Genomic DNA, 21,171 nt, shown 5'->3' on the forward strand with positions numbered 1-21,171 from the left:
GGAGCCGACTCCGTCGCGCTTTGGAGATACCGCAAACATTCGAGGAACCGCATGTCCGAACCCGATGGCTTTTCACTCGATCCCTGGCTTGAGACCGACAGCGCCTTCGTCCTGGATCTGCCGTTGAGCACGCTGCGGCTGTCAGGTGACGCGCGCTATCCGTGGCTGCTCCTGGTGCCGCGAAAGCCCAATCTCATCGAAATCATCGATCTGGACGCGGCTGATCGCACACAATTGATGGCCGAGATCGCGCAGGTCTCCTCCGCATTGAAGGCGATCACCGGCTGCGACAAGCTGAATGTCGGCGCGCTGGGCAACATGGTGGCGCAACTGCATGTGCATGTGATCGCGCGATTCAACGACGATCCGGCCTGGCCGGGGCCCGTGTGGGGCGTGGGCGAGGCGCAGGCCCGATCGCCGGAAGCGCGCGGCGAGATGATTGGGGCCCTGCGACGGGCGCTGGACTGAGCCCGCGCCGCTTTGCATCCCGCGAGGTGCCGCGATAGCCTCGCCGCACCGAATCCCTCCGCCTCCAGCAGGCGCGCTTTCTGAGACAGGCCGGGAAAGTTTTCACACCATGAGCTTCGCGCATCCCTCCGATCCCTCGGTCCTGCTTGGCTTTGCCGCAAACGACATCGACAGGCTGGCGGACAAGCGCGAGGATGCCGCCTGGATCGCGGCGGCACGCGATGGCGAGGCGGCCCGTTTCCTGCTGTTCTGCGGCGACCGTCCGGTGATCGGCATCGGCGAGTCGCTTCGGATCGGACATGCGCGAGCGCTCGCGGAGGCTCTGCAGGCCGATTTTGACGACTGTCCGTTTCTCGGCAGCCGCGACGGGCCGGCCTTTTTCTCCGCCGGGATTCCACTCGGCGAGACGGCCGAGGAGAGCGTGGAGGCCGCGGGGGCGCTGAAACTCATCGATCTGCGTTCGCTGGCGGTGGACGGCCAGATGCCCGCCGGTGACGTGGGGCTTCTGGCGCAGGGGCGCTCGCTGCTGCACTGGCACCAGACGCACCGGTTTTGCTCGCGCTGCGGCACCAGGAGCATCCTGACCCAGGGCGGCTACCGGCGCGACTGCCCCTCGTGCGGTGGTCTGCATTTTCCGCGCACCGATCCCGTCGCCATCATGCTGACGGTCGACGGCGACCGTTGCCTGCTCGGACGCCAGCCGCGTTTTGTCGAGGGCATGTATTCGGCGCTTGCGGGCTTCATTGAGCCGGGCGAGACGATCGAGGCGGCGGTGCGGCGCGAAACCTGGGAGGAGGCCGGAATCCGTGCGGGCCGGGTGAGCTATTATGCCAGCCAGCCCTGGCCGTTTCCCGCCTCGCTGATGATCGGCTGCATTGTCGAAGCGCTGACCACGGGGATCACCATGGACGCGACCGAGCTCGACGATTGCCGATGGTTCCACCGCGACGACGTGGCCCTGATGCTGCCACGCACGCACCCCGACGGCCTGATCGCGCCGCCGCCCATGGCCATCGCCCACATCCTGATGAAGGCCTTCGTCGACGGCGAGGTCTGAGAGATCCCACCAGCGGCCGCGTCTTGCGGCCGTACGCCCTCTCCCCTATGTCAGCGGTCCGGCACGTTTCGCCAAGCCACAGGAGCCCGCATCGCCATGCTGTCCCTCGCCACCCGCTCCTTTTCCCAAGTGCTGTCGCCACCGTTTCGCGCGATCCTGTGGAAGTCGCTCGGCATCACGGTGGCGCTGCTGATCGTCGTGTGGATGGCGATCCAGGGGACGGTCGTCTATTTCATTGATTTCACCAGCTATCCGTGGCTGGAGACGGTGATCGGCATCCTCACCGGCATCGGCGCCCTCATCGGTCTGGGTTTCCTGATCGCACCTGTCAGCGCGATTTTCGCGGGCCTGTTTCAGGACGAAGTCGCGGATCTTGTCGAGAGCCAGGATTATCCGGCTGACCCGCCGGGCAAGCCCATGGCGCTGATTCCCTCGTTGTGGCTTGCGGTGAAATTCGCCGGCGTGGTGATCCTGGGCAACCTGATCGCGCTGATCCTGCTGTTGGTGCCCGGCATCAACATCGTCGCCTTCTTTCTCGTCAACGGCTACCTGCTCGGACGGGAATTCTTCCAGTTCGCCGCCATGCGCGATGTCGACGAGGCGGCCGCCAAGCGGCTGCGCAAGGCGCATGGCGGCACGGTTCTCCTGGGCGGGCTGTTGATCGCGGGCGTGCTGGCGATTCCGATCCTCAACCTGCTGACGCCGATCTTCGCCACCGTCTTCATGGTGCACCTGTACAAGCGTGTTCGGGCGCGGACGATGGCCGCGGCCGTCTGAGCCCGCGACCCGCGGTCGCGCCCGATTTCATGCTGCGGCGCACCGATATTGTCGCTGCGTTGCGGTGACTGAAGGGGCATTCCAGCCCGCCTCAATGGCGTTGAACAATCGTGAAATCTTCAGTTTGACGATTCGGCGGTGGTTTTTTGCCGCGCCGCATGGTGCGATCGATTTGCCGGGAAACGGCGCGAAACGGCCTTCAAACGGACCTCAACGCCTGCCAGATAGTGAAAAATTGAGGCGTGAGGCGGAAATAGGGTATTCCTGTTTTGACGCCGCCGCCGTTTGGGCCTAGAACGGCGACGAAATAATCCTTGGTTTTGCTTACGTTTACGTAAGCTGGAAGGGATCGCCAAATGTCGGAAGTCGACGCCAAGGCCGCAAGGCCCCTGTCGCCCCATCTGCAAATCTACAAGCCCATCCTCACGATGGTCACGTCCATCCTGCACCGCATTACGGGATCGGCGCTCTACGTCGGTACCGTGCTTGTGGCCTGGTGGCTCATCGCCATCGCCAGCGGGCCCGCCTACTATGATTTCGTCAGCGAGATCTTCGGCTCGATCCTGGGTCGCCTCGTGCTCTTCGGGTTCACCTGGGCGCTGACGTTCCACATGATCGGCGGCATGCGCCATCTGGTCTGGGACACCGGTCGCGGCCTCGAAAAGGGCACCCGCGAGAAGCTGGCGCTTGCAACCGTCATCGGCTCCGTGGTGCTGACGATCCTGCTTTGGATCATCGGCTACGCGGTTCGCTGAGCCACAGGAGAGACACCATGAGCATGCGTACGCCCCTGGGCAAGGTCCGCGGCCTCGGGTCTGCAAAGGACGGCACCGAGCATTTCTGGCGCCAGCGGGTGACCGCGGTGGCCAATATTCCGCTGATCGTCTTCTTCATCGTCGTTCTGGTGATGCTGCAAGGCGCTGACTACGAGACCGCGCGGTCGTTCATCGGCTCGCCGCTGGTTGCCATCGCCGTGCTGCTCGTTCTGCTGGCTGGCATCTATCACATGAAGCTCGGCATGCAGATCATCATCGAGGACTATGTGCCCGGTGAACTGGCGCGGGTCATCTGGCTGATGGCCAACACCTTCTTTTGCGCGATCATCGGGCTCGCCTCGGTCTTCGCGGTCGTCAAAATCAGCGTCGGGAGCTGAACGCATGGCAGCATCGAACGCGAACAGTGGTCCGTCTGCGGGCGGCCATGCCTATGAATATGTCGATCACGAATTCGACGTCGTGGTCGTCGGAGCCGGCGGCGCGGGCCTGCGCGCAACCCTCGGCATGGCCGAACGCGGCCTGAAGACCGCCTGCATCTCCAAGGTGTTCCCGACCCGCTCGCACACCGTCGCAGCGCAGGGCGGCATCGCGGCATCGCTCGTCAACATGACGCCGGACAGCTGGCAGTGGCACATGTACGACACGGTGAAGGGTTCCGACTGGCTCGGCGACACCGACGCCATGGAGTATCTCGCCCGCGAAGCGCCCAAGGCCGTCTATGAGCTCGAGCATTACGGCGTGCCATTCTCGCGCAACGAGGAAGGCAAGATCTACCAGCGCCCCTTCGGCGGCCACATGCAGAATTTCGGCGACGGCCCCCCGGTGCAGCGCACCTGTGCTGCCGCCGACCGCACCGGTCACGCCATCCTGCACACGCTCTATGGCCAGTCGCTCAAGCACAACGCCGAGTTCTACATCGAGTATTTCGCGCTCGACCTGATCATGTCGGACGACGGCGTTTGCCAGGGTGTCATCGCCTGGAACCTCGACGACGGCACGATCCATCGCTTCTCCGCCAAGATGGTGGTTCTGGCGACCGGCGGCTACGGCCGTGCCTATTTCTCCGCAACCTCCGCGCACACCTGTACGGGTGACGGCGGCGGCATGGTCGCGCGCGCGGGCCTTCCGCTGCAGGACATGGAGTTCGTGCAGTTCCACCCCACCGGCATCTACGGTTCGGGCTGCCTGATCACCGAAGGCGCACGCGGCGAAGGCGGCTATCTGGTCAATTCCGAGGGCGAGCGCTTCATGGAGCGCTACGCGCCGTCGGCCAAGGATCTGGCCTCGCGCGACGTGGTCTCGCGCTGCATGACGCTGGAAATCCGCGAAGGCCGCGGCGTTGGCCCGAACAAGGACCACATCTTCCTGCATCTGGATCATCTTGATCCGGCGCTGCTGCACGAACGGCTTCCGGGCATTTCCGAATCGGCGAAGATTTTCGCCGGCGTCGATCTGACCCGCGAGCCGATTCCCGTGCTGCCGACGGTTCACTACAACATGGGCGGCATCCCGACCAACTACTGGGGCGAGGTGCTCAACGCCGACTCCGACAATCCCGACCGCATCCAGCCGGGCCTGATGGCCGTGGGCGAGGCGGGCTGCGCGAGCGTGCACGGCGCCAACCGGCTCGGCTCCAACTCGCTGACCGATCTGGTGGTGTTCGGCCGCGCCGCCGCCATCCGCGCGGCCGAGGTCGTGGATCCGAAATCACCCGTGCCCACACCGAACGAGGCGTCGTGCGACAAGATCATGCAGCGCTTCGACCGGCTGCGTCACGCCAACGGCTCGATCCCGACGGCCGAACTGCGCGAGAAGATGCAGCGCGCCATGCAGGACGACGCCGCGGTGTTCCGCACCCAGGAAAGCCTGGAGCAGGGCTGCAAGCGGATTTCCGCGATCTGGGGCGAGCTGACCGACGTCAAGGTCACCGACCGCTCGATGATCTGGAATTCCGATCTGGTGGAGACGCTGGAGCTGGAAAACCTGATGGCCAACGCGATCACCACGGTCTATGGCGCGGAAGCGCGCAAGGAGAGCCGTGGCGCGCACGCCCGCGAGGATTACAAGGACGGTCCATTCGCCGGCCGTGACGACGTCAACTGGCGCAAGCACACGCTGGCGCGCGTCGCGGAGAACGGCGATGTGTCGCTCGACTACCGTCCGGTGGTCACCGAACCGCTGACCAAGCTCGCGGACGGCGGTATCGACCCGAAGAAAATCGCGCCGAAAGCGCGCGTCTATTGAGCCATGCCGCGCCCGGGCCCTTCAGCCCGGCCGCGTCATGATTGGCAAACCGGATCCAGCCCGTGACAAGCGCCGCGATCATGCCTGACACATCGAGCCCCTTCGGCACCTACCGTGCCGAGGGTCTGGTCCATTTTGCCTGGAAGCTGGCGGACCGGCACGATCTGTCGGCGGGCCTGCGCAAGCGGCTGCGCGGGCTCGTCTCACGGCTGTTCAGCGGGCCTTATGATACGGAAATCGAGGGCCTGCGCTTCCGGATCTATCCGGCCCAGAACTATGACGACCGCAAGATGCTGTCCAAGGGGCGGCTGCCGGAAAAGGCCGAGCACGCCATGCTGGCGCCTTATCTCGATGCGGGCGTGACGTTTGTCGACGTGGGGGCGAACATCGGCGCCTATGCCCTGTTCGCCGCGCAACGCGGCGCGCGCGTGCTGGCGGTGGAAGCCAATCCGGCGACCGCATCCAAGCTTGCATTCAACATTGCGGCAAACGCCAGCGAGCGCCCGCCCGGCGCGATCCGGTTGGTCGAGAGCGCCGCGGGTGAGGCCGAGAGCACGTTGACCCTGTGGCACGAGCCGTCGAATTGCGGCTTCGCCACGCTGGTCGAGGATCTGACGCAGGGCGAATGGGCCGGCGACTGGCGGCCGCTCGAGGTTGCGGTGCGACCGCTGGCGGACCTTCTGGCTGACGCCGGTATCGACCGCCCCGACGTGCTGAAGATCGACGTCGAGGGGTTCGAGGACCGGGTTCTTCTGCCGTATCTGCGGGCGCGCGAGAAGGCTTTCTGGCCGCGCGCCGTGATGCTGGAAACAAACTGCCAGGCGCATTGGGCCGAGGACTGCCTCTCCTTCCTGGAGGCCTCGGGCTACCGGTGCGTGGGCGAAACGCAAGACAACGGGTTTTTCGTCCTCACGGACTGAGACCGACAGGGCCCGGCTTGCGAGCGGGGCCGCAACGCGGAGCGACGAAATGGTTCAGCTGACGCTTCCCAAGAATTCCAAGGTGGGCGAGGGCAAGGTCTGGGACAAGCCGGCGGGCGCGACGGATGTCCGCGAGTACCGGATTTACCGCTGGAACCCGGACGATGGCGCCAATCCGAATGTCGATACTTATTTCGTCGATCAGGACGACTGCGGCCCGATGGTGCTCGACGGGCTGATCTACATCAAGAACAAGATCGACCCCACGCTGACCTTCCGCCGCTCCTGCCGCGAGGGCATCTGCGGCTCCTGCGCCATGAACATCGACGGCACCAACACGCTCGCGTGCACCAAGGGGCTCGACGAGATCAAGGGGACGGTCAAGATCTACCCGCTGCCGCACATGCCGGTGGTCAAGGACCTGGTGCCGGACCTCACCCACTTCTACTCCCAGCACCGCTCCATCGAGCCCTGGCTGAAGACGGTGACGCCCGAGCCGCAGAAGGAATGGCTGCAGAGCCACGAGGACCGCGCCAAGCTCGACGGGCTCTACGAGTGCATTCTCTGCGCCTGCTGCTCCACCTCCTGCCCCAGCTACTGGTGGAACGGCGACCGCTATCTTGGCCCGGCCATCCTGCTGCAGGCCTACCGCTGGCTGATCGACAGCCGCGACGAGGCCACCGGCGAGCGCCTGGACAATCTCGAAGACCCCTTCCGCCTGTACCGCTGCCACACGATCATGAACTGCAGCCAGGCCTGCCCGAAGGGTCTCAACCCGGCCAAGGCGATCGCCGAGATCAAGAAGATGATGGTTGAGCGGCGGGTCTAGAGCGTTTCCTTGTTAAATGGAACCATTCTGCGGAGATGAGTTTTGTCGAGGATCAAGAGGATTGGCGAAGGGCATATCGCGGATATGGCCGAGACGGGCCTCGCCGATAATCGGGAAAATTCATCCCGCCCAAAGGGTTGGTCGAAACCGGCCGTCCGCCGCGTCAACGGCCCCCGCCGTAGCATGGGCTACGCCGTTCGCCCGTTTCCTCGCGGATCGAACCGGTTTGGACCAACAGAATCGATCCCATTTAACAAGGAAACGCTGCTCTAGCACCCGGTTCGCGCACCGCGATGACATGCGAAAGGCCGTCCGCAGGGGCGGTCTTCTTGTCTCTGTGGGCGACCCCGCCCGGGTTGGCCCGAATTTGGCCCGAAACGATCACGGTTCCCCCGCAATTTAGCCGGAGACCTCCCACTATCCTTGGATGTTTCAGGGATCAAAGCGGAGGTTGGGGATGACCGTCAAGGGGAATGCGGCGGTGGAGCGCATCACGCGCCTGCCCGCCACGAAATTCATCGCAATCGGCTGCCTCACCCTACTCCTGCTGGTGCCGACGATGCTGGTCTGGGGATTGGTGGAAGAGCGGGCGGACCGGGCGCGTGAGGTCGGCAACGACATCGCCAATGCCTGGGGGCAGCAGCAATCGGTGGTCGGCCCTGTCCTGGCGGTACCGTTCGTGACGCGCATCCCGCTTGCCGACACGGGGAAAAACGATGAACCCCGGTTCCGGGTGAGCCGCAGCACCGTTTTCCTGTTTCCCGAAAGTCTCGACATCACGGCGGACGCCCGGGTGGAGGAACGGCACCGGTCAATCTTCAAGCTGCCTGTGTTTCGCGGCGCGATCGACCTGAAGGGCCGGTTCGCGCCGGCCACCATCGACCCCGACAGCCTGTCGGCGGAAGGCGCGGTGACCCTGTTGCCGATGGAGGCCTTCGTTGTGATCGGCATCGGCGATGTGCGGGCGATCAAGAATGACGTGGCCATGCGCATCAACGGCGGCGCGCCGCGCCCCTTCGCACCTGGTCCGGGCGGCAACGAGCGGGCAGGACGCGGGTCCCGGGGATCGGCCATCCACCTGCCGGTGAGCGAGAGCGAATGGCGCGGTGGGTTCTCCTTCGCCACGACGCTGGCGCTCAACGGGTCGCGCGCCATCTCCTTTGCGCCCGCCGGACAGTCGACAACGCTCGCGATGACGTCGGACTGGCCCCACCCCGGCTTTGCGGGACGGTATCTGCCCGACACGCGTGACATCCGCGATGACGGCTTTTCCGCCCGCTGGTCGGTGCCCTATCTGGCGCGCGGCGTCGCAAGCTCCATTGTCGCGGAGGCCCTGCCGATCGACGCGTCCATCGAGGTCAATTTCGTTGATCCGCTCAGCATCTATCAGACCGTGGCCCGGGCGCTGAAATACGCCGTCGCGTTCTTCGGCCTGACGTTCATGGCGGTATTTGTCCTGGAACTGCGCTCGGGCTGGCGGCTGCACTGGATCCAGTACCTGCTGGTCGGCTTCGCCCTGGTCGTCTTCTTCGTCCTGCTGCTGGCCCTTACCGAGCAGGTGGGCTTCGCCTGGGCCTATCTGATCGCCTTTCTGGCGACCACTACGCTGGTCGGTGCCTACGTCGGGAGCGCCACCGGCAGCCGGGCCTCGGGCGCGATCACGGCCGCCGCGCTGACGGTTGTCTACGGCGTGCTCTATCTGATCCTCAACGACCAGGACTACGCGCTTCTCGCCGGCGCCATCGTCGCCTTTGTCGCGCTTGCCGCGACCATGCTGGCGACTCGCAACGTCGATTGGTCGGGTGGCGCACCCGCGCCTGTGGATGCGCCGTTGGAGGGCGTGGCTGCGGAGTAGTCGTCGGCCGTCCGGCTCTTCATGGGATTTCACGTCGCATCACACTCGCGCGAGGCGGGGACGCCGACGGGTGACGGTGCGCGCGAAAGAGCCTATGTGAATCGCTGACAGTTTTTCGGAGATCCCCATGCGTTCATATGTTTTCGCCGCCATCCTCGCCCTGACCGGCTCGCTGTCCGGTCTCGCCATTGCGCCCGCCTCAGCCGCAACCGCGATTTTCGCCGGAGGCTGCTTCTGGTGCGTGGAATCCGATTTCGATCATGTCGCCGGTGTCAGCGAGACGGTCTCGGGATATTCCGGGGCACGACCAAGAACCCAACCTACAAGACATATGACGACGGCGGCCACCGCGAGGTGGTGAAGATCGAGTTCGATCCGGCCGTGGTCAGCTATCGCAAGCTGGTCGACATCTTCTTGCGCTCTGTCGATGTGACCGATGCGGGCGGCCAGTTCTGCGACCGCGGGTTCTCCTATTCAACCGCCATCTACGCGCTCGATGAGGCCCAGGCCAAGGCCGCGCGCGCCGCCATCGACGCCGCCCAGATGTCGCTGGGCAAGGAAATCGTCACCCCGGTGGAACAGGCTTCGGCCTTCTGGCCGGCGGAGGACTATCATCAGGGCTATTACAAGAGCGAGGAACGTGTCTTGTCGCGCTTCGGTTATGTGACTCGCGCATATGCCTATAAGGGCTACCGCGAGGGTTGCGGCCGCGACGCGCGGGTGCGGGCGGTCTGGGGCGACCAGGCGTTCCAGGGCATCGCGCACGAGGGATCGTAGTCGGTGAACTTGGGACAGAGCCGGGGAGGCTGGCGTGGGAATACTTGATCATATTGGTTTCGCGGTGTCCGACCTTGATGTGTCGCGCGCCTTTTATGATGCGGCTTTTGCCCCGATGGGCATCAAACTGCTGATGGAGGTGCCCGAGGCTGGCGGTGTGCTGGGCTATGGCCGCGAGCATCCGGAATTCTGGATCGGTCCGAGCGAGACGCCCCTGAGCGGGCCTGTGCACGTGGCCTTCACCGTGTTTGACCGCCCGACGGTGGATGCGTTCTACACAGCCGCGATGGCCGCCGGCGGGCGCGACAACGGCGCGCCGGGCCTGCGCCCGCATTATCACGAGCATTACTACGGGGCGTTTGTGCTTGATCCTGATGGCCGCAACATCGAGGCCGTCTGCCACCTGCCAGGGTGACAAGGCGGACGGTCAGTCGCTGATTATCTGAATTAAAAATCAGTCTCGGATACGAGCCTCTTGATGTCCGCCCGCATGGCGACGCCTAACGGCCGGTCACCCCATAGACCAGCAGTTCCACCACGCCGAAGCAGTCGGCGCGCAACCGCGCCTGCCGCGTCGGGCCGAGCCGTTGCGGGAAGCGGAACGGCATCATGGCGGTCTGCACCAGTTCGGCGGTGCGCGCCGGATCGCGCAAGGGAAACACGCCGGTGTCGCGGCCGTTGCGCAGGATCGCGGTCAGCGGCCCGCGCAAGCGGCGCAGCAGGTTGCCCCAGAACTCGGCGCGCTTTTCCGACACCGCGTTGAGACAGCTGAGGAATCCTGTGTTGTTCTCGGAAAACCGGTAGGTGGTGTCGAATTCCAGCAACAGCGCCTGGGTCATCTGCTCCGTGGCCGGAGCTTCCTGAGCGATGCCCATCTCGATAGTCGCGATGATCTCCTCGACCGCGCCTTCCACGACCGCGCAGGCGAGCGCGATCTTGCTGTCGTAGAAATTGTAGATATGCGCCATCGAGATCGAGCAGTCCGCGGCGATGTCGGCAAGCGAGGTCTTGGTGAAGCCGTCGCGGCGAAACCGTCTGGCCGCCGCGTTGAGGATCGCCGTCGATTTGTCGATGGTAGGCTTCATGTCATCCCGGGCGCATGGATCATCTTGCGTGCTCTTGCCTGTGAATAATCACAAAGAAAATCAATAATCAATCGCCGGATGGGTTCCTGGGTCCGCGACGCGCCCGACCGAAAGCTTTCGCGCGGCCCTGCGCACCGTGGCGCCGCGATCGCGGAGAATCTCATTTCATCAAGTATCTCAGCCTTTTGACAGCTTTTTCACGTTGCCTCGAAAATACCATCCCGTTGTCACATCCGCGTCGGCACACAGCCCTATATCACGCCCGTACGCAGTGCGCTGAGGCCATCGGACCGCCCGTCCGAGTCGGCGTGCTGGAACACTGTTGCGGACTTGTTGTCCGGAACGACGAGCCGAGCCGCCGATCTGATCCGGCGCCCGGGAGGAGGCGGTATGTCGCAGAAAACCATTTTGTTCGTGTGTCCCGACAACGCGGTGCTCGGGCCCATGGCGGAAGCCTGCATGAACGCGGCCGGCAAGGGCAGGGTCCGGGCCTTCAGCGCTGGCCGGATGCCCGCCGACAGGCTTCATCCCGGCGTCGACAGGCTGTTGCGCCGCGAGGGCTTTCAGACCGACGTCCTGGCGCCCAAGTCATGGGACATATTTGCCCTTCCGCATGCACCCGCCGTCGACATGGTCATTGCCTTGAGCGAGGAGGTCGATGGCGATCACCAGCCGTGCTGGACCGGCGCGCCGCGGCACTGCCTGTGGGAGGTGGCGGACGCCGCATCCGCCGCGCTGCCCGTGGATGAGCAGTTTCGGCGCATTCGCCTGGCCGTGCAGCGGTTTCTGGCAAATCCGCAGTCGGCCTGACGCGTCGCCGCGTCTCATATTTCGCTCAAGACGCGAATTTCGGCCCATCGAACCCGATTGCGCCGCATTTGGGCATCATTGCCGGCCGTCCTCCGCAATCCTGAAGCCTTTGTTAGGATTCATGGTTAATATTGGAGCGGACATCGATATTAGGAGCGATACGGTATGACCAGAAACGCAGTCGTTGCGATCGTCATCGGCGTGACGGCGTTGGTCGGCGGCTGTCAGCGGCTCAACTACGGTCCGCGGGTGGACCCGCTGCCGGCCGTGCCCGCCCAGCCGGTCGCTGACGGTGGTTCTTTGCAGCCGCTGGTGCTGACGCCGGATCCATCGCAGAACCCTCCGGGTGGTCCCTATGGGCAAGACCCCTATGCCACAGGCCCCAATGCCGGTGACCCGGCGCTCGCCGGCGATCCCGCTCAGGACGGCGGTCCCGCCGGTGGGGCGCAGGTCGCGACGGCGGCGCCGGCGGGCGCCGCGCAGCTCGGACGCACCGAAGTCCTGGGCGGCTGGACCGTCACCGCGAGCGGAGAAACATGCAAGCTGTTCATGAACCTGACAACCTGGAGCGGCGGCTATCGCGCCAGCACGCGTGGCTGCTCGGCGGGCCCGTTGGGCCAGATCGCCGCGTGGGACCTGAACGGCGCCCAGGTCGTGCTGAAGGATTCCTCGGGCGCCGTTCTGGCGCATCTCTACAAGAGCGCTCCGGAACGGTTTAACGGCCAGACGGCGGTCGGCCAGTCCATCGCCTTCTACCGTTAGGGAGCGGCGGCAAACTGCGGGTCCGGCGATTTGACCGCTGGACCTGTGTATCGGGAAATGTAACGATGGTCACGTTCATTTGGAAATGTGACCACAATGGCGAAATACGATCCCTTGAAGCGGCACCTCGCGGCGCTGCAGGACATTGAGTGGACACCGAGTTTCAGCGAGATCGAAGAGATTCTCGGCGGGCCTCTGCCTGCCAGTGCGACCGAGCATCGGACATGGTGGGCCAATTCGGGCGGGCTTCTTGTGCATCAGGAGGCTTGGCTCACCGCCGGCTGGCGGGTGGAGTCGGTGGAAATCTCCCGGCGCCAGGTGACATTCCGGCGCAAAGGGGTCGGTATGCCCGCGGCGCGGGCGCGGCCCGCTCAGCCAAAGCAGCAGATCCGCGCGGATGATGACGGTGGCATGCCCAAGGCCTTGCGCAAGGTGCTGGACGCCAGCCGGAAGACCGTCAACCTGTCGGCGCGTATCGACTGGACTGACGTCGGCATCGCGCACAAGGATGGCGAGCACTGGCGCTTCCCTCAGGCGGCCAGTGTGCCGGCCCTGTGCCGCTTCCACATTTTTACCGGTGAAGAGCACGGCGTCCTGGTGGCGGCCGTTCCCGATCTCGATGCCTTGTTGCGCCGGCTCGAGACGGCCTCTGTCAATGGTTACAACGGCCACTCCGCGCCGCCGGGCATGGCAGTGCCGGGGCTCGGGGAGCCCGGGATCCAAGAGATCGAGGCGGCGATGCGCCAGGCCGATTATATCGGCGTCGATGCGGCGACGCCGGGCCAGGCCTGGATCCTGGTTGATGGGCGCGGCCGCAAGGCGGACCTGACGAACGAGGACGAATGCTGGCTGGTCGCCCGGGCCGCCGCGGTCGTCGACCGTCAGGCCGGGCTGGAGCCGGTGCTGCTCATCAGCTGATTCTGTGGTGGCCTTCGCGCGATCCGCGTATCGAGCCCCTCCGATATGTCCGTCCCGCCCGACCTTCCGGCCCGGGCAGGTTTTCAACGCCGCAGAAATGCATTAGATCAACGGGCGGCAAGGTGGAATCACCGAGCCGCATAGACGTTGACAGCTCTCCCCGTGCCGGAGCACCTCCCGCAAGCGTCTGCCTCAACGCGAAGGGCCTGCGTCCTCCCGGACCAGCCGGAATCCGATATGTCTCAAGCATTGCCGCTCACCCGGAGCGTTCGCGAGCACTACGACACCCTCGTCACCGCCGGAGAGGTCGAGGCCGATCCAGCCCAGTTGGCAGTGATCGCGCGACTCGATGCGCTGAATTTGGAGCTTTCCAAGCGGCGCCTGGCGTCCAAGAAGAGCGCGCTGGGCTGGCTGTTCAACAAGAACCAACCGCCGCGCGACAAGCTGCGCGGGCTCTACATCTGGGGTTCGGTGGGCCGCGGCAAGACCATGCTGATGGACTTGTTCTTCAATCTCGCTGTCGTGCAGCGCAAGCGGCGGGTGCATTTCCACGAATTCATGGCCGACGTGCACGAGCGGGTCCACGCGGTGCGTCAGCTAATCAAGTCCGGCGCGCTGAAGGGCGATGACCCGATTCCGCCCGTTGCGGCGCAGATCGCCGAGGAAACGCGGCTGTTGTGCTTCGACGAGTTTTCCGTCACCGACATTGCCGACGCCATGCTGCTGGGGCGGCTGTTCACGCGCTTGTTCGACGCCGGCGTTGTCGTCGTCGCGACCTCCAATGTCGAGCCGAAAGACCTCTATACCAACGGGCTCAACCGGAGCCATTTCATGCCGTTCGTCGAGCTCCTGCAGCAGCGGGTCGAAGTGCTGCGTCTGGATGCGCGCACCGACTTCCGGCTGGAGAAGCTGGCCGGCAATCCCGTCTATGTGACGCCGCTGGACGCAGCCGCGGACGCCGAGATGGATCGCCTGTGGGGCCGGCTGACCAATCATGCGACGGCGCGCGCCGAAAGGCTCGAGGCTAGGGGCCGCTGGATCGAGGTGCCGCGGACGGCCGCGGGTGTGGCGCGGTTCACCTTTGACGAGCTGTGCGCCAAACCGCTGGGTGCCGCGGACTATCTGCGTCTGGCGCACGCTTATCACACGCTGATGATCGACCGCATTCCGGTGCTTGAGATGCACAACCGCAACGAGGCCAAGCGGTTCATCAATCTGATCGACGCACTCTACGACAACCGGATCAAGCTCGTGGTGTCGGCGGCGGCCGAGCCCACTGAACTTTACCATGCATCTTCAGGGGTCGAGAGCTTCGAATTCGACCGCACCGCGTCGCGGCTGATCGAGATGCGCTCGGAAGCGTATCTGGCTGGCGAATCGCGCGACTGAATTTGGACGCGATTCATTCAATTTGTGAAAATGCCGGCATTTTTTGCCACTTGAAAGCCTTATCTGGCGGTGCACACCTTGCACCTGACGGGTAAACAGAGTAGTGACACCGCGACCATATGATCTATGGCCGCAGGTGCAGTTTACGTAAAGGGAAACCAACGAATATGGCGCGGAACAAGATCTCGCTGATCGGCGCTGGCCAGATCGGCGGCACGCTCGCTCATCTCGCCGGCCTCAAAGAGCTTGGTGACATCGTTCTCTTCGACATTGCCGAAGGCGTACCGCAGGGCAAGGCCCTGGATCTCGCGGAATCATCGCCGGTCGACGGCTTCGACGCGAAGCTCGCCGGCACCAACACCTACGAAGCCATCGCCGGTTCCGACGTTGTGATCGTCACCGCCGGCGTGCCGCGCAAGCCGGGCATGAGCCGCGACGATCTGCTCGAGATCAACCTCAAGGTGATGGAGCAGGTTGGCGCGGGCATCAAGAAATACGCCCCCGACGCCTTCATCATCTGCATCACCAACCCGCTGGATGCGATGGTCTGGGCGCTGCAGAAGTTCTCCGGCCTGCCCGCCAACAAGGTCGTCGGCATGGCCGGCGTGCTAGACAGCGCGCGCTTCCGCTACTTCCTGGCGGCCGAATTCGACGTTTCCGTCGAGGACGTCACCGCCTTCGTGCTCGGCGGCCACGGCGATACCATGGTGCCGCTCACCCGTTATTCCACAGTCGCCGGCGTGCCGCTGACGGATCTGGTCAAGATGGGCTGGTGCACCAAGGAGCGCCTGGAGGAAATCGTTCAGCGCACCCGTGACGGCGGCGCCGAAATCGTCGGTCTGCTGAAAACCGGTTCGGCCTTCTATGCGCCGGCCGCGGCCGCCATCATGATGGCGGAATCCTATCTCAAGGACAAAAAGCGCGTGCTGCCCTGCGCCGCGCACCTGGACGGCCAGTATGGCCTGAGCGACATGTATGTCGGCGTCCCGACCGTGATCGGCGCCGGTGGAGTTGAGCGTGTAATCGAAATCGATCTCACCTCCGACGAGAAGGCGATGTTCGAGAAATCGGTCGCCTCCGTCGACGGCCTCGTGGAGGCCTGCAAGAAAATCCAGCCGGCACTAGCCTGAGGCACGGATCGGAAAAGGGGGGATCAGTCTCCCCTTTTTCTCATCACCAGTACCGAAATCCACTCGGGGGACACCGAGCATGAATATACATGAATACCAGGCCAAGGCGCTTCTGAAGAGCTATGGCGCGCCTGTCGCCGAAGGCATTCCGATCTTTTCCGCTGGGGAGGCGGAAGCGGCAGCGAAGGCGCTGCCCGGACCGGTCTACGTTGTCAAATCCCAGATCCACGCGGGCGGTCGCGGCAAGGGCAAGTTCACCGAACTCGGCCCTGACGCGGCAGGCGGCGTGCGTCTCGCCAAGTCAATCGACGAGGTGGTCGCCAACGCCAAGGAAATGCTCGGCCACACGCTGGTGACCAAGCAGACCGGCCCCGCCGGCAAGGTCGTGAACCGTCTCTACATCGAGGACGGCGCCAACATCGACCGCGAGCTCTATCTCTCGCTGCTCGTCGACCGCACCTGCGGCCAGGTGGCCTTCGTGGTCTCCACCGAGGGCGGCATGGACATCGAGGCCGTCGCGGAAGCGACGCCGGAGAAGATCCACAACCTGCCGATCGACCCGGAAACCGGTGTCACGGAGGCCGACGCGGCCAAGCTCTGCGACGCGCTGGAGCTCGACGACGTCTCCCGCGCCGACGGCATGAAGCTGTTCCCGATCCTCTACAAGGCCTTTGTCGAAAAGGACATGAGCCTGCTGGAGATCAATCCGCTGATCACGCTCGGCGGCGGCGGCGGACTGCGCGTTCTCGACGCCAAGGTCTCGTTTGACGGCAACGCGCTGTTCCGTCACGAGGATGTGGTGGCGCTGCGCGATCTGACCGAAGAGGACGCCAAGGAGATCGAGGCGTCCAAATACGACCTCGCCTATGTCGCGCTTGACGGCGAGATCGGCTGCATGGTCAACGGCGCGGGCCTGGCCATGGCGACCATGGACATCATCAAGCTCTACGGGGCGGAGCCGGCCAACTTCCTCGACGTCGGTGGCGGCGCCACCACGGAGAAGGTGACGGCCGCGTTCCAGATCATCACCGCCGATCCGAACGTGAAGGGCATTCTCGTCAACATCTTCGGCGGCATCATGCGCTGCGACATCATCGCCCAGGGCGTGGTCGAGGCCGTGAAGAAAGTCGGCCTGCAGGTGCCGCTCGTGGTGCGCCTGGAAGGCACCAACGTCGATCTCGGCAAGACAATCATCAACGAAAGCGGCCTCAACGTGATTGCGGCCGACGACCTCGACGATGCCGCCCAGAAGATCGTTGCTGCCGTCAAGGAGGCCTCGTAAATGTCGATTCTCGTCAATAAAAACACCAAGGTCATCGTTCAGGGCCTGACCGGCAAGACGGGTACCTTCCACACCGAGCAGGCGCTGGCCTATCACGGCACGCAGATGGTGGCGGGCACGCATCCCAAGAAGGGCGGCGAGTTCTGGACCGGCAACGTGAACGGATCGGAAGCCAAGCTGCCGATCTTCGCATCGGTGGCGGAAGCCAGGGACCGCACCGGCGCCGACGCCTCCGTGATCTACGTTCCGCCCGCAGGCGCGGGTGCGGCGATCATCGAAGCCATCGACGCCGAGATCCCCTTCATCGTCTGTATCACTGAAGGCATTCCGGTGATGGACATGGTCAAGGTGAAGGCGCGGCTCGAGAAGTCCAACTCGCGGCTTCTCGGTCCGAACTGCCCGGGAATCCTGACACCCGACGAGTGCAAGATCGGCATCATGCCGGGCTCCATCTTCAACAAGGGCTCGGTGGGTATTGTCTCGCGCTCGGGAACGCTCACCTATGAAGCGGTGTTCCAGACCACCAACGCCGGCCTCGGTCAGACAACAGCCGTCGGCATCGGCGGCGATCCGGTCAAGGGCACCGAGTTCATCGATGTTCTTGAGATGTTCCTGGCCGACGACGACACCAAGTCGATCATCATGATCGGCGAGATCGGCGGGTCGGCCGAGGAAGAAGCAGCTCAGTTCATCGCGGATGAGGCGAAGAAGGGCCGTTCCAAGCCGATGGCGGGCTTCATCGCCGGCCGTACGGCGCCTCCGGGCCGCACCATGGGTCATGCCGGTGCTGTGATTTCCGGCGGTAAGGGCGGCGCGGAAGACAAGATCGAGGCGATGGAAGCCGCAGGCATCCGCGTGTCGCCGTCGCCTGCGAAACTCGGCGAGACCCTCGTCGAGGTTCTCAAGGGCTGATTAAGGCTTTGGCGTCTATAACGGTTAAGACGTTTTAAACTGAGTGCGGCCGTACGCGGCCGCACATCCACTTGGCGGGGGTGCGACTGCGTCCTCAGAATTCAGTCCGGCGCGGTTTGATACCGCGCCATTTGCGAGCGGGGCGGGGGCTGATCTCCCGCTGACAAAACAATGGCACGGCAGGACGCGAACGAAGCTTTCGCACTGACGTCGTTCCTCTACGGCGCCAACGCAGCCTATATCGAAGAACTCTATGCGCGCTATCAGACGGATCCCGGTTCCCTTGACGCGGAGTGGCAGGATTTCTTCTCCAAGCTGAAGGACGCGCCCGATGACGTTCTCAAGCAGGCGAAGGGCGCCTCCTGGAAGCGCGCCGACTGGCCCAGGCCCGATTCCGGCGATCTGATTTCCGCGCTGGACGGTGACTGGCCGGCGACGGAAGCGGCGATCGGCGACAAGATCAAGGGCAAGGCGGCGGCCAAGGGCAACGAGATGTCCGAGGCGCAGGTGCAGCAGGCCACGCGCGATTCCGTGCGCGCCCTGATGATGATCCGCGCCTACCGCATGCGCGGCCACCTGCATGCGGATCTCGACCCGCTGAAGCTCGAGCCGCCCAAGGATCACGTCGAGCTGCATCCGGTCACCTACGGCTTCACCGACGCCGACTGGGACCGCAAGATCTTCCTCGACCACGTGCTGGGGCTCGAGTTCGCGACCATCCGCGAGATGCTCGAGATCCTCAAGCGCACCTATTGCTCGACGCTGGGCGTCGAGTTCATGCACATTTCCGATCCGGCGGAGAAGGCCTGGATCCAGGAGCGCATCGAAGGCCCCGACAAGCAGGTCACCTTCACGCCGGAAGGCAAGCGCGCCATCCTCAACAAGCTGATCGAGGCCGAGGGCTTCGAGAAGTTCCTGGACGTGAAATACACCGGCACCAAGCGCTTCGGCCTTGATGGCGGTGAGGCGCTGCTGCCCGCGCTGGAGCAGATCATCAAGCGCGGCGGCCAGCTCGGCCTGAAGGAAATCGTCCTCGGCATGGCCCACCGCGGCCGCCTCAACGTGCTCTCCCAGGTGATGGGCAAGCCGTTGCGCGCCATCTTTCACGAGTTCAAGGGTGGGTCGTTCACGCCCGACGACGTGGAAGGCTCGGGCGATGTGAAGTATCACCTCGGCGCCTCGTCGGACCGGGAGTTCGACGGCAACAACGTGCATCTGTCGCTGACCGCCAATCCCTCGCACCTGGAAATCGTCAATCCGGTGGTGCTGGGCAAGGCGCGGGCCAAGCAGGACCAGCATTCCACGGTCGACGGCAAGTGGGTGGAAACGGTCGACGTCGATCGATCCAAGGTGCTGCCGTTGCTTCTGCACGGCGATGCGGCGTTTGCCGGCCAGGGCGTTGTCGCGGAATGCTTCGGCCTTTCGGCCCTGCGTGGGCATCGCACCGGCGGCTCGATCCACTTCATCATCAACAACCAGATCGGGTTTACGACGAATCCGCGCTTCTCGCGCTCCTCGCCGTATCCGTCCGATGTGGCGAAGATGATCGAGGCGCCGATCTTTCATGTGAACGGCGACGATCCGGAAGCGGTGGTCTTCGCGGCCAAGATCGCAACCGAGTTCCGTCAGGCGTTCGGCAAGCCCGTCGTCATCGACATGTTCTGCTACCGCCGCTTCGGCCACAACGAGGGCGACGAGCCGGCGTTTACCCAGCCGATCATGTACGCCAAGATCCGCCAGCATCCCACGACGCTGCAGATCTACGCCGACAAGCTGATCGCTCAAGGCATCATTACGGGCGAGGAACTGGATTCCATGCGCGCCAACCGGCGCGCGACCATCGACGAGGAGTTCGAGGCCGGTCAGTCCTACATGCCCAACAAGGCGGACTGGCTGGACGGGCGCTGGACAGGCTTCAAGCAGGCGGTCGACTTCGACGACCCGCGCCGCGGCCAGACCGGCATCCCGATGGACATGCTGCGGCACATCGGCGAAAAGCTCTCGTCGGTGCCGGAGGGTTTCAACGCCCACCGCACCATCCGCCGCTTCCTCGCCAATCGCGCCAAGATGCTGGAGACGGGCAAGAACATCGACTGGGCCACAGCGGAAGCTTTCGCCTTCGGTTCGCTGCTGATGGACGGCCACAAGGTGCGCCTGTCGGGGCAGGACGTGGAACGCGGTACCTTCTCGCAGCGCCATTCCGTGCTCTACGATCAGGAGACCGAGGATCGCTACATCCCGCTCGCCAACCTGAGCAAGGACCAGGAGCGCTACGAGGTCATCAACTCGATGCTGTCGGAGGAAGCGGTGCTCGGCTTCGAGTACGGCTACACCCTGGCCGAGCCCAACGCGCTGACCCTGTGGGAAGCGCAGTTCGGCGACTTCGCCAACGGCGCGCAGGTGATCTTCGATCAGTTCCTGTCGTCGGGCGAGCGCAAGTGGCTGCGCATGTCGGGCCTCGTCTGCCTGCTGCCGCACGGCTACGAGGGCCAGGGTCCGGAGCATTCCTCCGCCCGTCTGGAGCGCTATCTGCAGATGTGCGCAGAGGACAACATGCAGGTCGCCTACTGCTCGACGCCGGCCAACTATTTCCACATCCTGCGCCGTCAGATGAACCGGGACTTCCGCAAGCCGCTGATCCTGATGACGCCGAAGTCGCTGCTGCGCCACAAGCGTTGCGTGTCGACGCTGGAGGAACTGGGGCCGGATTCGAGCTTCCATCGTCTCCTGTGGGACGACGCGGAACTGCATCCCGAAGAAGGCATCAAGCTCGCCAAGGACGACAAGATCCGTCGCGTCGTGCTTTGCACCGGCAAGGTCTATTTCGATTTGCAGGAAGAGCGCGAAAAGCTGGGTCTGAACGACGTCTATCTGCTGCGCGTCGAACAACTCTACCCGTTCCCGACCAAGGCTCTGGTGCACGAACTCGGCCGCTTCAAGAATGCCGATGTGGTGTGGTGTCAGGAAGAGCCCAAGAACATGGGCTCGTGGTATCATGTCCAGCCCTACATCGAATGGGTGCTGACGCAGATCGACGCGGAGCACAAACGTCCCCGCTACGTCGGTCGCCCGGCCGCCGCGGCCACGGCCACGGGCCTCATGTCCAAGCATCAGGCGCAGCTCCAGGCATTCCTGGCCGAAGCCTTCGCGGAAGGTTGATCAATGGCTCGCGTCCCGATG

Annotated in this window: 19 protein-coding genes and 1 pseudogene; 19 read left to right on the forward strand and 1 reads right to left on the reverse strand. The window is 64.2% G+C overall.

Going from position 1 to position 21,171, the window contains the following annotated elements:
• Positions 1-51 precede the first annotated feature (51 nt).
• The 11 genes and pseudogenes from D1F64_RS01790 (at position 52) to D1F64_RS01840 (ending at position 10,118) form a co-directional block, all read left to right on the forward strand.
• Entirely contained in the window at positions 52-468 is a 417-nt protein-coding gene (locus D1F64_RS01790; protein WP_117411021.1) for an HIT family protein, read from the forward strand.
• A 109-nt stretch (positions 469-577) separates the two neighbouring features.
• Positions 578-1,525 (forward strand): NAD(+) diphosphatase, encoded by a 948-nt coding sequence (gene nudC / locus D1F64_RS01795; RefSeq protein ID WP_117411022.1) that lies wholly within the window; start codon positions 578-580, stop codon positions 1,523-1,525.
• Between the two features lie 96 nt (positions 1,526-1,621).
• The gene (locus D1F64_RS01800) at positions 1,622-2,302 is read left to right on the forward strand and encodes a sulfate transporter family protein (protein ID WP_117411023.1); all 681 of its coding nucleotides are present in this window, start codon (positions 1,622-1,624) and stop codon (positions 2,300-2,302) included.
• Positions 2,303-2,658: 356 nt separating this feature from the next.
• A complete protein-coding gene (sdhC, locus tag D1F64_RS01805; protein WP_117411024.1) occupies positions 2,659-3,057 on the forward strand; it encodes a succinate dehydrogenase, cytochrome b556 subunit in 399 nt (132 codons plus the stop codon).
• Between the two features lie 17 nt (positions 3,058-3,074).
• A complete protein-coding gene (sdhD, locus tag D1F64_RS01810; RefSeq protein WP_117411025.1) occupies positions 3,075-3,455 on the forward strand; it encodes a succinate dehydrogenase, hydrophobic membrane anchor protein in 381 nt (126 codons plus the stop codon).
• Between the two features lie 4 nt (positions 3,456-3,459).
• Positions 3,460-5,322: a succinate dehydrogenase flavoprotein subunit gene (sdhA, locus tag D1F64_RS01815; RefSeq protein WP_117411026.1), complete on the forward strand. Its 1,863-nt coding sequence runs from the start codon at positions 3,460-3,462 to the stop codon at positions 5,320-5,322.
• Positions 5,323-5,402: 80 nt separating this feature from the next.
• Positions 5,403-6,242 carry an FkbM family methyltransferase gene (locus D1F64_RS01820; protein ID WP_117414352.1) on the forward strand — a complete coding sequence of 280 codons (840 nt, stop codon included), beginning with the start codon at positions 5,403-5,405 and terminating at the stop codon, positions 6,240-6,242.
• A gap of 49 nt (positions 6,243-6,291) precedes the next feature.
• A complete protein-coding gene (gene sdhB / locus D1F64_RS01825) occupies positions 6,292-7,071 on the forward strand; it encodes a succinate dehydrogenase iron-sulfur subunit (RefSeq protein ID WP_117411027.1) in 780 nt (259 codons plus the stop codon).
• A gap of 457 nt (positions 7,072-7,528) precedes the next feature.
• On the forward strand, positions 7,529-8,926 hold the full coding sequence (gene creD, locus D1F64_RS01830) for a cell envelope integrity protein CreD (RefSeq protein ID WP_162901224.1): 1,398 nt from the start codon (positions 7,529-7,531) through the stop codon (positions 8,924-8,926).
• A gap of 127 nt (positions 8,927-9,053) precedes the next feature.
• Positions 9,054-9,703, forward strand: a pseudogene (gene msrA, locus D1F64_RS01835) (peptide-methionine (S)-S-oxide reductase MsrA).
• A gap of 40 nt (positions 9,704-9,743) precedes the next feature.
• A complete protein-coding gene (locus D1F64_RS01840) occupies positions 9,744-10,118 on the forward strand; it encodes a VOC family protein (protein WP_117414353.1) in 375 nt (124 codons plus the stop codon).
• Positions 10,119-10,203: 85 nt separating this feature from the next.
• Here D1F64_RS01840 and D1F64_RS01845 read toward each other — a convergent pair whose 3' ends face one another.
• Entirely contained in the window at positions 10,204-10,788 is a 585-nt protein-coding gene (locus D1F64_RS01845; protein ID WP_117411029.1) for a TetR/AcrR family transcriptional regulator, read from the reverse strand.
• Positions 10,789-11,178: 390 nt separating this feature from the next.
• Between D1F64_RS01845 and D1F64_RS01850 the strand changes: the two genes are divergently transcribed.
• The 8 genes from D1F64_RS01850 to D1F64_RS01885 all read left to right on the forward strand — a co-directional run bounded on the left by D1F64_RS01850 (position 11,179) and on the right by D1F64_RS01885 (position 21,150).
• Positions 11,179-11,598 (forward strand): low molecular weight phosphatase family protein, encoded by a 420-nt coding sequence (locus tag D1F64_RS01850; protein WP_117411030.1) that lies wholly within the window; start codon positions 11,179-11,181, stop codon positions 11,596-11,598.
• A 165-nt stretch (positions 11,599-11,763) separates the two neighbouring features.
• A complete protein-coding gene (locus tag D1F64_RS01855) occupies positions 11,764-12,360 on the forward strand; it encodes an AprI/Inh family metalloprotease inhibitor (protein WP_117411031.1) in 597 nt (198 codons plus the stop codon).
• Positions 12,361-12,456: 96 nt separating this feature from the next.
• On the forward strand, positions 12,457-13,278 hold the full coding sequence (locus D1F64_RS01860) for a hypothetical protein (RefSeq protein WP_117411032.1): 822 nt from the start codon (positions 12,457-12,459) through the stop codon (positions 13,276-13,278).
• A 237-nt stretch (positions 13,279-13,515) separates the two neighbouring features.
• Entirely contained in the window at positions 13,516-14,667 is a 1,152-nt protein-coding gene (zapE, locus tag D1F64_RS01865; protein ID WP_117411033.1) for a cell division protein ZapE, read from the forward strand.
• Between the two features lie 167 nt (positions 14,668-14,834).
• Positions 14,835-15,797 carry a malate dehydrogenase gene (gene mdh, locus D1F64_RS01870; protein ID WP_117411034.1) on the forward strand — a complete coding sequence of 321 codons (963 nt, stop codon included), beginning with the start codon at positions 14,835-14,837 and terminating at the stop codon, positions 15,795-15,797.
• Between the two features lie 79 nt (positions 15,798-15,876).
• Complete coding sequence (gene sucC / locus D1F64_RS01875; RefSeq protein ID WP_117411035.1) at positions 15,877-17,079, forward strand: ADP-forming succinate--CoA ligase subunit beta; 1,203 nt, start codon at positions 15,877-15,879, stop codon at positions 17,077-17,079.
• The gene (gene sucD, locus D1F64_RS01880; RefSeq protein WP_117411036.1) at positions 17,080-17,991 is read left to right on the forward strand and encodes a succinate--CoA ligase subunit alpha; all 912 of its coding nucleotides are present in this window, start codon (positions 17,080-17,082) and stop codon (positions 17,989-17,991) included.
• 171 nt (positions 17,992-18,162) lie between these two features.
• Positions 18,163-21,150, forward strand: a complete 2,988-nt coding sequence (locus tag D1F64_RS01885) for a 2-oxoglutarate dehydrogenase E1 component (RefSeq protein WP_117411037.1) — start codon at positions 18,163-18,165, stop codon at positions 21,148-21,150.
• Positions 21,151-21,171: the final 21 nt, after the last annotated feature.

The sequence above is a fragment of the Breoghania sp. L-A4 genome (assembly GCF_003432385.1).
Taxonomy (GTDB): domain Bacteria; phylum Pseudomonadota; class Alphaproteobacteria; order Rhizobiales; family Stappiaceae; genus Breoghania.